Raw genomic sequence first — 11,324 nt, forward strand, 5'->3', positions numbered from 1 at the left:
GCCACATCCCTGTTGGTCGCCATCGACTCCGCCTGCCCCGTTGCTCCGCGTCATTGTTGCCAGTACCCGATGTAATCGATTACGTAATCGATTCCACGAGTATGGCGGTGGTCCCGGTCGGCGTCAAACGGGACAGTGGGGCGCAGCGAGATGGCACGGCCCGGTGCACCGGCCGTTGATCTCGGACCACCTCGCCGATCTCCTTGGAGGGCTCCCGGGCTGCCTTGGCGACGTGCTGCGTGTCGCCGTCAGGATCCGCACCGGTCACGCGGTCAGGGTCGGGCGGGAGTGCGGCTGTCCCACCCGGGCAGCTCCGGCCTCATCGCGCTGTCCGGGCGGCCACCGGGAACGGCGTCAGCGCAGCGAGGGGCGCTGCCACTTCTCGTCGCCACCGACGCCCAGCACGCCGGTCCCCGATGTGCTCGTCAGTGCGGCGCGCAGTGCCCCCTCGGCGTCCTCGGGCACCCGGATCATCCCCTCCTGGCCGATGGTCGCCACGTGCGCCCCGGACCGGTCGAACACCTTCGCGATCCCCAGGCCCCGGCCGCCCTGCGCGCTCGGTGAGTGCTGGACGAACAGCAGCCACTCGTTCACCGTCACGTCGCGGTGCCACCACATGCCGTGGTCCAGGCTCGCCACGCTCAGGCCCTTCGTGCGCCAGCTCAGCCCGTGCCGGCGCAGGACCGGCTCGAGCAGGACCTGGTCGCAGGCGTACGCGAGCAGGGCGCGCTGCTGCAGCTGCGTGAGACCCGCGGGCAGCGGCGTCCGGGCGCGCATCCAGAGCATCTGGGCGTCCGTACGCTCGCGGGCGGGCTCGAAGTAGACGCTCTCACCCACGTGGCGGATGTCGAACGCCGCGACGGAGGACATGAACTTCGCGACCGGGTGGTCGAGCGCGTTGAACAGCGTCACCGCGCTGGTGAGGGACTCCGGATCGGGTGCCGCGGGTGCCGACTCGGCATGGTCCCGCCCGGGCTGCCGCTCCTGGAAGGAGCTGATGAGGGACAGGATGGGTTTGCCGTCCTGGACGGCATGGGTGCGCCGGGAGGAGAAGCTGCGCCCGTCCCGCAGCCGCTCCACCGCGAACGTGACCGGCGCGTCGAGCTTGCCCGGCCGCAGGAAGTACCCGTGGACGGAGTGGAGCGCACGCTCCCCGTCGCCGTCGTCGGGCACCGTCGCCGCCGCGGCGAGCACCGACTGTGCGAGCACCTGGCCGCCGTAGATCCGGCCGTTGATCTGCGGCAGTGACGTGCCTACGAACTCGTTCTCACCCAGCCGCTCGAGCCGCAGCGTGCGGAGCACGGACGCCATCGGCTCGGCGTCGGTCTGCGGGACCGGGAGGTACTCGCGCTCGCGGGCCCCGGCGTTGCCCGGGCCGGCGGGACGGGCAGGCGTGGGCTCGGACATGCTCTATCTCCTGAGTGCTGAGGACTGAGGACTGGGTGCTGGGTCTGGGGACGGTCAGGTCAGGGCGGGGCGCTCCGGGCCGTCGGCGTTGACCATCGCGTGCGCGGCACGCACGAGATAGTCCCACAGCGTGTGCTCCAGCTCGGGGTCGAGCCCGAGCTCGTCGACGGCGACGCGCATGTGGGCGAGCCACCGGTCGCGGGCCTCCGGCGTGACCGCGAACGGCAGGTGCCGACGGCGCAGCATCGGGTGGCCGCGCCGGTCCGAGTAGGTGGTCGGCCCGCCCCAGTACTGTTCGAGGAACGTCCGCAGCCGCTCCTCCGAGCCGTCCCAGTCGTCCCGCGGGTACATGGGGGCGAGCAGTTCGTCGGCGCGCACCCCCTGGTAGAACCGGTGCACCAGGTTCGTGAAGGTCTCGTGACCGCCCAGTCGCGCGAAGAGGGAGGGCGTCTCGACCGCAGGATCCGTGCTCACCCGCCCATCATCGCATCGCGGTCGGGGGAGCCGGCCGACCCGTCGCAGTCGCGGACACCAGGCCGTCATCGGGCCCGAGGCGGACGACCTCGCCGAGGAGATCGGCCGACTCTGACGCGCCTCCCCGGCGTGGCACGCCGAGGGTGAAAGGATCAGGTCGGCAAGCCACCGCCCACGGTGGCCCGACCTGACCGAGGAGCGAGATGACGGACGCCGCGCCGCCGCTGCCCAGCGAGGAACTGCGTGCCCTGGCCGACGCGCACGGCGTCGCCACCGAGTTCTGGGACTTCACCGGGAACCACCGGATCGTCAGCTCGGCCACCATCGCCGCCGTCCTCACCGCGCTCGGCGTGCCCTGCGGCACCGAGGGCGAGGTCCGTGACGCCCTCGCCGAGCACGAGCTGGGCCCCTGGCGCTCGCCGCTGCCGCCGTCGGTCGTGGTCCGGCACGGCCGCGAGACCGACCTTCCGGTCCACGTGCCGGACGGCGCCACGGTCGACGTCGCCGTCCGCACCGAGGACGGCGGGACCTGGCCGCTCGCACAGAAGGACGTGTGGGTGCCGCCGCGCGAGGTCGACGGCACGCTGCTCGGCCGGGCCACGTTCGTGCTCCCCGCCGACCTGCCCACCGGGTGGCACGAGATCGTCGCCGTCCTCGACGACGGCGACACCGCACGTGCACCGCTGGCGGTCACCCCGGCCCGGCTCGCCGAGCCGGCACTGGTCACCCGGCGGGGCTGGGGCGTCATGGCGCAGCTGTACTCGGTGCGCTCGGAGCGCTCCTGGGGCACCGGCGACCTGGCCGACCTCACCGAGCTCACCAGCTTCTTCGGCGACCTCGGCGCCGACTTCCTGCTGATCAACCCCCTGCACGCGGCGGAGCCGACCGGGCACATGACGCCGTCGCCCTACCTCCCGGTGACCCGGCGGTTCGTCAACCCCATCTACGTCCGGCCCGAGGCGATCGAGGAGGTCGCGTACCTGCCCGGGCCCCAGCGCGCCCTCGTGGAGTGGGCGGCCGAGGAGGTCCGCCCGGCGAACACCACCAACGACTCCATCGACCGGGACGCCTCGTGGGCCGCCAAGCGTCGCGCCCTGGAGATCGTCCACGCCGCCGGTCGGACCCGGTCCCGCCAGCGATCCTTCGACCGCTTCCGGGCCGGGGAGGGCGAGGGGCTGGAGCACTTCGCCCTGTGGTGCGCCCTGCACGAGCGCCATCAGGGTCTGGAGTGGCCCACCGACCTCGCCGACGCCCGGACCCCGTTCGTCGCCCGGGCCCGGCGCGAGCTGGCCGACCGGGTGGACTTCTACGCGTGGCTGCAGTGGGTGGCGGACGAACAGCTGGCCCACGCCCAGCAGGTCGCCCAGGACGCCGGCATGGGGCTGGGCGTCATGCACGACCTCGCCGTCGGGGTGCACCCGGACAGCGCCGACGCCTGGGCCACCCCGGAGGTCTTCGCCACCGGCATCGGCGTCGGGGCGCCGCCCGACATGTACAACCAGCAGGGCCAGAACTGGCACCAGCCGCCCTGGCGGCCCGACGCGCTCGCCCGCGCCGCCTACGCGCCGCTGCGGGACATGGCCCGAACCGTGCTGCGGCACGCCGGCGCCGTGCGCGTGGACCACATCCTGGGGCTGTTCCGGTTGTGGTGGATCCCCGACGGCATGAGCGCCGACGAGGGCACCTACGTGCGCTACGACCACGAGGCGATGGTCGGGGTGCTGCTCCTGGAGGCCGAGCGGGCCGGCGCCGTCGTCATCGGCGAGGACCTCGGCACCGTCGAGCCCTGGGTGCGCGGCTACCTCGCCGAACGCGGCGTGCTCGGTACCTCGGTGCTGTGGTTCGAGAAGGACGCCCAGGGCCGGCCCCTTCAGCCCGACGCCTACCGGCGGCTGGTGCTCGCCACCGTCGACACCCACGACCTGCCGCCCGCCGCCGGCTACCTCGCCGAGGAGCACGTGGACCTGCGCGAACGCCTCGGCGTGCTCACGGAGCCGGTCGAGAAGGTCCGTCTCGAGGCCCGCACCGAGCGCCGGCGGACCCTCGCCCGGCTGCGCGAGCACGGCCTGATCGGCGATGACCCCACCGAGCGGGAGGTCATCGAGGCGCTGCACGCCTACGTCGTGCGCACCCCCGCCGTGCTGGTGGGGGTCTCGCTCACCGACGCCGTCGGCGAGCGCAGGGCGCAGAACCAGCCCGGCACGGACACGGAGTACCCGAACTGGCGCCTACCGCTGGCCGACGGCGCGGAGCAGGTCGTGCTGGTGGAGGACCTGCCCGGCACCGCGCGGCTGCTCTCCCTGGTGGCCGCCGTGCGTGCGGCGCTGGGGGAGGACGACCGGCTCGCCTGACCGCCACCTCACGCGGTGTCCCCCTCCCCCCGCGAGGGGGGCACCTCGTGGCGCCCGGGATCCTTCGCCTCGGTGGCGCGCTTGCCGGTGGAGATGGCCGCGGCCTCCTGCGCCTCGTCGAAGACCGACGGCGCGGCGGAGCCGGGCGCCCCGTCGACCTCCCGGCCCGGCGTCATGAGGTTGAACCGGCGGATCGCGAACGTGAACAGCAGGTAGTACACGACGGCGTAGGCCAGGCCGATGGGGATGAGCAGCAGCGGTCTCGTCGCGATGCCGAAGTTCAGCAGGTAGTCGATGGCGCCCGCGGAGAAGGTGAAGCCGTCCTTGATGCCCAGCGCGTTCACCAGCGCCAGGGACGTCCCGGTGAGGACCGCGTGCACCGCGAACAGCGGGAAGGCCACGTAGGCGAAGGCGTACTCCAGCGGCTCGGTGATGCCGGTGAGGAAGGACGTCAGCGCGATCGAGAGCATGATCCCGCCGGCGACCTTGCGCCGCTCGGGCAGCGCCGTGCGCCAGATCGCCACCGCCGCCGCCGGCAGCGCGAACATCATGATCGGGAAGAAGCCCGCCATGAACGTGCCGGCCGTGGGGTCCCCGGCGAAGAAGCGGAACATGTCGCCCTGCGCCACCTCGCCGGTGGCGGTGTTGGTGAACTCCCCGAACTGGAACCACGGCAGGTTGTTGAGCAGGTGGTGCAGGCCGAACGGGATGAGCAGGCGGTTCACCGTGCCGAACACGAAGCCGCCGAGGACGGTGTTGCCCTCGTCGGTCACCCAGGTGCCGAAGCCGCCGATGACGACGTCGAACGCGGGGTAGACGAGCGCGAACAGCACCGCCACCACGACGGCGACGAACGCCGTGAGGATGGGGACGAGGCGCCGGCCGCCGAAGAACGCGAGGTAGTCGGGCAGCTTCGTGCGGTAGTACCGCTGCCACAGCAGCGCGGCGATGATCCCGATCGTGATGCCGCCGAGGACCCCGTAGTTGATCGTCTCCTCGCCCTCGGCGCCGCTGCCGAAGTAGGGCGCGAGCGCCACGAGCACGCTGTCGAACGTCAGGTACCCGACCAGCCCGGCCAACGCCGTCGACCCGTCCGACTTCTTGGCGAACCCGATCGCCACCCCGACGGCGAAGATGAGCGCCAGGTTCGAGAACAGGGCGTTGCCCGCGGCGTTGAGGACGTCGGCGACCGGCTGGACCCAGCCGAAGCCCGACCAGCTCGCCACCCCTTCGGCACCGAGCATGTCGGCCTGGCCGAACCGCAGCAGCAGGCCGGCGGCCGGCAGGGCCGCGATCGGCAGCATGAGCGAGCGGCCCACGCGTTGGGCCTGGGAGAAACCGGGAAGCGTGCGGCGGGGCCGCGTGGCTGCTGGCGCCGAGGAGGACATCGTTGCTCCGTTCGGGGCGGCTCGGGTGATCCGGTCACTGAATCGTCCGGCGGGATCCGTGTCAAGGAAGACCGGACCGGGCCCCGGTCGGGGGATACTGGTCCTACGGCCTCGCGCGGCGCCTTGACACGGCCCGCCCGCGGGCGGTGTCATCAGGATGGCAGGGCCCGCCGGGCCCGGCGCGGGCGTCCGACGGCGCACGGCGGGGAGTCTCGCCCCAGGAGCACGGCGGAGCCGTGATGGAGGAGCACACGATGAGCAAGGCTGAGGAGATTCTCGCGGCACTGGGCGGCGACGCGAACGTCCGTGACCTCGAGGCGTGCATCACCCGCCTCAGGGTCGAGGTCGAGGACCCGGCGAAGGTCGACGAGGCCGGCCTCAAGGCCGCCGGTGCCTTCGGCGTGGTCCAGCAGGGCACGGCCGTGCAGGTGGTGGTGGGACCGCAGGCCGACACGATCGCCGAGGACATCGAGGACCTGCGTTGAGCCTGCCGGTCCTCGCCCCGCTCACCGGCACGGTGCTGGCGCTGGGGGACGTGCCGGACCCGGTGTTCTCCGGCGCCATGGTCGGACCCGGGATCGCGGTGGACCCCGGCGCCGCCGAGACCGTGGACGTCCTCGCCCCGGTCGCCGGGACCGTCACGAAGTTGCACCCGCACGCCTTCGTCCTCCTGGGCGACGGCGGCCGTGGGCTCCTCGTGCACCTCGGCCTGGACACGGTCCAGCTCGGCGGGGCGGGTTTCACCCTGCACGTGGCCGAGCGGGACGTCGTCGCCGCGGGGCAGCGGCTGGCGACCTGGTCGCCCCGGCAGGTGCTCGAGTCCGGCCGATCGCCGGTCACCCCCGTCATCGCGCTCGAGGCGAGGGCCGACGCGCTCGACTTCGCCGCCGCCCCGGGCGCCGCCATCACCGCCGGGGACCTGCTGCTCCGCTGGGCCTGACGCGCCGCCGGCTCAGGCCCGCAGCCGCCGGCTCAGGCCCGCAGGTAGCGCAGCAGCACCATGTCGCCCGCGGTGAGGGCGTGCCCCAGCCGCATCGCCCGCGTGGCCTGCGCGCCGCCGGTCGCGGCCCGGCCGGCGTCCCCACCCTCCAGCACCGGGCTGATCGTCAGGCACATCTCGTCCACGAGGTCGGCGGCGATCAGCGCACCGAAGAGGTGTGGGCCGCCCTCGCACAGCACCTGCGTCAGCCCGCGGTCCGTCAGGGCGGCCAGGCCCATGGCCAGGTCCACCGGCCCGGGCCCGGCCACGACGACGTCCGCCACCCGGCCCAGCTCGCGGCGTCGGCCCTCGGGCGAGCCCGCGTGCGTGATGACGACGGGGCGCACCGGGGCGTCGGCGAACGGTGACGAGGCCGGGTCGAGATCGAGCCGGGCGGAGACGACGGCCAGCACCGGGTGCGGTGGCAGGCCGCGGGCCGTCCGCCACGCCGCGTCGCCCGGGTCGAGCCGCAGCCCTGAGTAGCCCTCGTCCCGCAGCGTCCCCGCGCCGAGCAGGACGACGTCGCTGAGCCGGCGGAGCAGGTCGAAGACCTGCTTGTCGGCGGCGTCGTTGAGCGGCCCGGAGACCCCGCCGTGCGTGACGGCGCCGTCGAGGCTCGAGATGAAGTTCACCCGCACGTGCCGCCGTGCGCGGTCGGGGACCGCGTAGCGCTCCAGGAGCCGGGTCTCGTCGAGGGGCGGGGCGTCGTCGAACACGTTCACCCCACGTTGTGGTGCACGGCGGCGGGCTCGCGCAGCCCGAGCACCGCCTCGGCCATCCGGACCGCGTCCACCGTCGCGGCGACGTCGTGCGCGCGGATGATCCGCGCCCCCGCCAGGGCGCACATGGCGGCGACGGCGATCGAGCCGGGCACGCGCTCATCGCGCTCGCGGCCGAGCGTCTCGCCGATGAAGTCCTTGTTGGACACGGCCACGAGCGTGGGCAGCCCGACGTCGGTGATCTCGCGGAGACGCCGGGTGAGCTCGAGCGAGTGGCGGGTGTTCTTGTTCAGGTCGTGGCCGGGGTCGATGACGATCTGCTCGGGGCCGATGCCGCCGGCGTAGGCGCGCTCGACCCGCGCGCGCAGGAACGCGGCGACCTCGGCGACGACGTCGTCGTAGACGGGGCGGGGGTGGTGGATGTGCGGCTCCGCGAGGGAGTGCGCGATCACCACCGTGGCCCCGGTGCCGGCGACGACCTCGACCATCTCCGCCGACCGCAGGCCGGAGGTGTCGTTGACGACGTCGGCGCCGGCCGCCAGGCACTCCCGCGCCACCGCGGGCCGGTAGGTGTCGACGGAGATCACGACGTCGGAGCCGGCGCGCACCGCCGCCACCACCGGCAGCACCCGGTCGAGCTCCTCGGCCTCGCTCAGCAGGGGCGTGTCGGGGGAGAAGGGCATGCCGCCGACGTCGACCCAGTCGGCGCCCTCGTCGACGGCGGCCCGTGCCCGCGCCACCGCCCGGTCGAGGGCGTACGTCGCGCCCCGGTCGTGGAAGGAGTCGGGGGTGCGGTTGACGATCGCCATGACGGCGATCTCGCGGTCGAAGTCGAACGTGCGGGCGCCGATGCGGCGGCGGGCCGCGGTCAGCGTGGGCAGCACCTCACGAACCTCCCACACCGGCGAGGATGGCGTCCAGCGGGACGCTCTCGTCGGCCAGACGGCCCGGGTCGACGACGGCGCCGGAGCGGATCAGCGCCTCGATGTCGGTGTTGACGTCCCAGACGTTGACGTTCATGCCGGCCACGACACGTCCCTCGCGCAACCAGAACGCGATGAACTCCCGGCTCACCCGCTTGCCCCGGTAGACCACCTCCGCCCCGGCGGCGAGCTCGCCGTAGCCGGAGTACTCCATCCCCAGGTCGTACTGGTCGGTGTAGAAGTACGGCACCTCGTCGTAGGCGACCGTCGCGCCCAGCATCGAGCGCGCGGCCGCCGGCCCCTGCTTGAGCGCGTTGGACCAGTGCTCGATGCGCAGGTGGTGCCCCAGCACCGGGTGGAAGGCGCTCGCGACGTCGCCGGCCGCGAAGACGTCGGGCACGGAGGCGCGCAGGTGCTCGTCCACCACGACGCCGTTGTCCACCGCCAGACCGGCCCGCTCGGCGAGGTCCGTCACCGGGACGGCGCCGATGCCGACGACGACGACGTCGGCCGGGACCCGCTCGCCGTCGGCGAGGGCGACGGCCGTGACGGTGCCGAGGGTGTCGACGAGGTCGCGGACCACGGCCCGCATGCGCAGGTTGACGCCGTGCTCGCGGTGGAGCATGTCGAACACGGCGCCGAGCTCGGTGCCCAGCGCCCCCTCGAGCGCCACGTTCTCGCGGCCCAGGACGGTGACGTCGTTGCCGTAGGTGCGTGCCGCCGCGGCGACCTCCAGCCCGATCCAGCCCGCCCCGATGATCACGACCCGGCGTCCGCCGTCGGCGAGGGCGGCGCGCAGCGCGTCGGAGTCGGCGCGGGTGCGCAGGTGGTGCACGCCCCGCAGCCGGGGCGTGCCCGGCCCGCCGAGGTGGCGCGGCGCGGAGCCGGTGGCCAGCAGGAGCTTGGTGTAGGCGAGGGTCGCACCGTCGTCGAGCGTGGCGGTGCGGGCGGTGGGGTCCAGGTCGGTGACGGTGCGGCCGAGCAGTAGCTCCACGTCGTGCTCGGCGTACCAGTCGCCCGGGTGGACGAACCCGGCGGCGCGCTCCTCGGTGCCCAGCAGGTAGCCCTTGGACAGTGGTGGGCGGATGTAGGGCCGCTCGCTCTCCTGGGCGAGGACCACGACGCGGCCGTCGAAGCCCTCCGCGCGCAGCGTCTCGGCGGCCTTGGCGGCGGTGAGCCCTCCACCGACGATGACGTGGGTCTGGGACATGGCCTTCTCCTTCGTCTCTGCCGGGGCGAGCTGCCCACGGCTCACATCCTGGCCGCGGCCGCCCCCGTGGGCAGCCCGACCAGGGCGAGGAACTCGGCCCGGGTGCGCGGGTCCTCGGCGAGCCGGCCGTGGACCGCGCTCGTGACGGTCTTGGTGCCGGGTACGCGTGCCCCGCGCAGGGCCATGCACTCGTGCTCGGCCACCAGGACGACGCCGACGCCGCGCGGGACGAGGTGGTCGCGCAGCGTGTTCGCGACCTGCTGGGTGAGGCGTTCCTGGACCTGCAGGTCGCGGGCGTGGTGCTCGAGCGTGCGGGCCAGCTTCGACAGGCCGACGATGCGCTCGCCCGGCAGGTACGCGATGTGCCCGACGCCGTGGAACGGCAGGAGGTGGTGGCGGCACAGGGAGTGGAAGGGGATGTCGCGTACCACGACGAGCTCGTCGTAGTGCTCGTCGTTGGGGAAGGTCGTCAGGGTGAACGGCTGTGGGGTGAGCATCTCGGCCATGGCCTGCGCGACGCGGCGCGGCGTCTCGACCAGGTGCGGGTCCCGCGGGTCGCGGCCGAGGGCCACGAGCAGGCGGGCGACGGCGTCCGCCGCGGCCGCGGTGTCGACGCCCGGGTGCCGGGTGGCGAGCGCGGGGGACTCGGCCGTCGCCTGGCGGACGTCGGTGAGTGTGGTGGTCATCGCCGTGGTCCCACCCGTGCCGTCTCGCTCTCGGCTCCCGCCATCACAGATCTCCTCGCGTTGTGGCGACGGTAGACCCGGATCTTTCTAGAGTCAATAGATCGCAGTTTTAGAGGAGTAGGCTGGCACCATGACAAGCCACGAGGCGGGCGCGAGGGGCCAGGGCCCGCACGAGGGTACGACGGCCCCGCCGGAGCCGGCGACGCGCGCGGACTGCGTCGCCGCGGTGGCATCGCTCGACGACCCCACGCGCCGGGCGCTGCACGAGCTCGTCTCCGCAGCGACCGAGCCCGTCAGCCGTGACGCGGCCGCCCAGGCACTCGGGCTGAGCCGCAGCACCGCCGCCTTCCACCTGGACCGGCTCGCCGAGGCCGGTCTGGTCGACGTCGAGTTCCGCCGCCTGGGCGGACGCACCGGCCCCGGCGCCGGCCGGCCCGCCAAGCTGTACCGACGCGCCGACACCGAGCTCGCCGTCTCCGTGCCGGAGCGCCGGTACGGGCTGGCCGCCGAGCTCCTGGCCCAGGCCGTCGAGGAGGCCGACGCCGGCGCCGGCCCGGTCCGCGACATCCTGCTGCGCCTCGCGCACGACGTCGGCCGGGCGGCGGGGCAGACCGCCGGGACGCTGGAGCGCGCGCTCGTGGACGGCGGATACGAGCCCCGCGCGGACGGCGGCACCACGGTGATGGGCAACTGTCCCTTCCACCAGCTCGCCGCGCGGCACACGGAGCTGGTGTGCGCGCTCCACGGCTCCCTGGTCGACGGCATGTGCGCCGGGGCCGACGAAGACGTGCGGGTCCTCGCCGACCCCGGGGCCGGTCGGTGCTGCGTGCGGCTGACACCCGGACGGGCCGACGTCTGAGGCATGAGGCGACGCCCGCCCGGACCGCGCCGGGGCCCGCCGCCGGCCAGGTGGCGGCTCGCGCCCGGCGTCAGGCCCCGAGCCGGCGATCCGCCTCCTGCGCCCGCACGGCCCGGCGGGCGGTGTCGAGCGCCTCGATGACCAGGCGCCGCAGCGCGGGCGCCGCTGCAGGGTGCTCGTCCAGCCACTGCTGGGTGCGTGCGACGACGTCGACGCCGTGCCGCTGCGCCAGCCCGGCCAGCCGGCCGGGGTAGAGGCCGATGACGATGTTCTGCGCCATCTCGTTGGTCCGTGCGGTCCACACCCGTTCGAGGGCGTCGAAGTAAGG

The 11,324-nt window shown here is 73.9% G+C and carries 12 protein-coding genes; 4 read left to right on the forward strand and 8 right to left on the reverse strand.

All coding sequences use genetic code 11. The annotated features are described in order from the left end of the window. Positions 1 to 354: 354 nt before the first annotated feature. Both ACYC1Z_RS11645 and ACYC1Z_RS11650 read right to left on the reverse strand, forming a co-directional pair. Positions 355 to 1,407 (reverse strand): acyl-CoA thioesterase, encoded by a 1,053-nt coding sequence (locus ACYC1Z_RS11645; RefSeq protein ID WP_461409695.1) that lies wholly within the window; start codon positions 1,405 to 1,407, stop codon positions 355 to 357. Between the two features lie 54 nt (positions 1,408 to 1,461). Then, positions 1,462 to 1,881 (reverse strand): globin, encoded by a 420-nt coding sequence (locus ACYC1Z_RS11650; protein WP_461409696.1) that lies wholly within the window; start codon positions 1,879 to 1,881, stop codon positions 1,462 to 1,464. Between the two features lie 203 nt (positions 1,882 to 2,084). On the opposite strand from ACYC1Z_RS11650, the gene malQ reads away from it, so the two are divergent. Continuing rightward, positions 2,085 to 4,232 carry a 4-alpha-glucanotransferase gene (gene malQ / locus ACYC1Z_RS11655; RefSeq protein ID WP_461409697.1) on the forward strand — a complete coding sequence of 716 codons (2,148 nt, stop codon included), beginning with the start codon at positions 2,085 to 2,087 and terminating at the stop codon, positions 4,230 to 4,232. 8 nt (positions 4,233 to 4,240) lie between these two features. On the opposite strand, the gene ACYC1Z_RS11660 is transcribed toward malQ, so the two are convergent. Beyond that, positions 4,241 to 5,620 carry a PTS transporter subunit EIIC gene (locus tag ACYC1Z_RS11660; RefSeq protein ID WP_461409698.1) on the reverse strand — a complete coding sequence of 460 codons (1,380 nt, stop codon included), beginning with the start codon at positions 5,618 to 5,620 and terminating at the stop codon, positions 4,241 to 4,243. A 254-nt stretch (positions 5,621 to 5,874) separates the two neighbouring features. On the opposite strand from ACYC1Z_RS11660, the gene ACYC1Z_RS11665 reads away from it, so the two are divergent. After that, a complete protein-coding gene (locus tag ACYC1Z_RS11665) occupies positions 5,875 to 6,105 on the forward strand; it encodes a glucose PTS transporter subunit EIIB (RefSeq protein WP_461409699.1) in 231 nt (76 codons plus the stop codon). Continuing rightward, positions 6,102 to 6,560, forward strand: coding sequence for a PTS sugar transporter subunit IIA (locus ACYC1Z_RS11670; RefSeq protein WP_461409700.1), 459 nt, complete (start codon positions 6,102 to 6,104; stop codon positions 6,558 to 6,560). The genes ACYC1Z_RS11665 and ACYC1Z_RS11670 overlap by 4 nt, the downstream gene beginning before the upstream one ends. A 32-nt stretch (positions 6,561 to 6,592) precedes the next feature. Here ACYC1Z_RS11670 and ACYC1Z_RS11675 read toward each other — a convergent pair whose 3' ends face one another. Genes ACYC1Z_RS11675 through folE form a run of 4 tightly spaced genes read right to left on the reverse strand, consistent with a single transcriptional unit; the run spans position 6,593 to position 10,137 of the window. Beyond that, on the reverse strand, positions 6,593 to 7,321 hold the full coding sequence (locus ACYC1Z_RS11675; RefSeq protein ID WP_461409701.1) for a pyrimidine reductase family protein: 729 nt from the start codon (positions 7,319 to 7,321) through the stop codon (positions 6,593 to 6,595). After that, positions 7,318 to 8,202 carry a dihydropteroate synthase gene (gene folP / locus ACYC1Z_RS11680; protein WP_461409702.1) on the reverse strand — a complete coding sequence of 295 codons (885 nt, stop codon included), beginning with the start codon at positions 8,200 to 8,202 and terminating at the stop codon, positions 7,318 to 7,320. Before folP ends, ACYC1Z_RS11675 begins: the two co-directional genes overlap by 4 nt. A 1-nt stretch (position 8,203) precedes the next feature. After that, on the reverse strand, positions 8,204 to 9,451 hold the full coding sequence (locus ACYC1Z_RS11685) for an NAD(P)/FAD-dependent oxidoreductase (protein WP_461409703.1): 1,248 nt from the start codon (positions 9,449 to 9,451) through the stop codon (positions 8,204 to 8,206). 41 nt (positions 9,452 to 9,492) lie between these two features. Further along, positions 9,493 to 10,137, reverse strand: coding sequence for a GTP cyclohydrolase I (gene folE / locus ACYC1Z_RS11690; RefSeq protein WP_461409704.1), 645 nt, complete (start codon positions 10,135 to 10,137; stop codon positions 9,493 to 9,495). 130 nt (positions 10,138 to 10,267) lie between these two features. Between folE and ACYC1Z_RS11695 the strand changes: the two genes are divergently transcribed. Next, on the forward strand, positions 10,268 to 10,996 hold the full coding sequence (locus ACYC1Z_RS11695) for a helix-turn-helix transcriptional regulator (protein WP_461409705.1): 729 nt from the start codon (positions 10,268 to 10,270) through the stop codon (positions 10,994 to 10,996). 70 nt (positions 10,997 to 11,066) lie between these two features. Here ACYC1Z_RS11695 and ACYC1Z_RS11700 read toward each other — a convergent pair. Next, positions 11,067 to 11,324, reverse strand: a 258-nt coding sequence (locus tag ACYC1Z_RS11700) for a hypothetical protein (RefSeq protein ID WP_461409706.1), incomplete at its 5' end; no start/stop codon positions are given.

This window comes from Georgenia sp. (genome assembly GCF_054605595.1).

What these genes read in the sequence shown, in the direction of transcription:
- ACYC1Z_RS11660 (WP_461409698.1), bottom strand. Translation starts at nt 5,620, where the DNA reads ATGTCCTCCTCGGCGCCAGCAGCCACGCGGCCCCGCCGCACGCTTCCC.
- ACYC1Z_RS11645 (WP_461409695.1), bottom strand. Translation starts at nt 1,407, where the DNA reads ATGTCCGAGCCCACGCCTGCCCGTCCCGCCGGCCCGGGCAACGCCGGG.
- ACYC1Z_RS11665 (WP_461409699.1), top strand. Translation starts at nt 5,875, where the DNA reads ATGAGCAAGGCTGAGGAGATTCTCGCGGCACTGGGCGGCGACGCGAAC.
- folE (WP_461409704.1), bottom strand. Translation starts at nt 10,137, where the DNA reads ATGACCACCACACTCACCGACGTCCGCCAGGCGACGGCCGAGTCCCCC.
- ACYC1Z_RS11695 (WP_461409705.1), top strand. Translation starts at nt 10,268, where the DNA reads ATGACAAGCCACGAGGCGGGCGCGAGGGGCCAGGGCCCGCACGAGGGT.
- ACYC1Z_RS11685 (WP_461409703.1), bottom strand. Translation starts at nt 9,451, where the DNA reads ATGTCCCAGACCCACGTCATCGTCGGTGGAGGGCTCACCGCCGCCAAG.
- malQ (WP_461409697.1), top strand. Translation starts at nt 2,085, where the DNA reads ATGACGGACGCCGCGCCGCCGCTGCCCAGCGAGGAACTGCGTGCCCTG.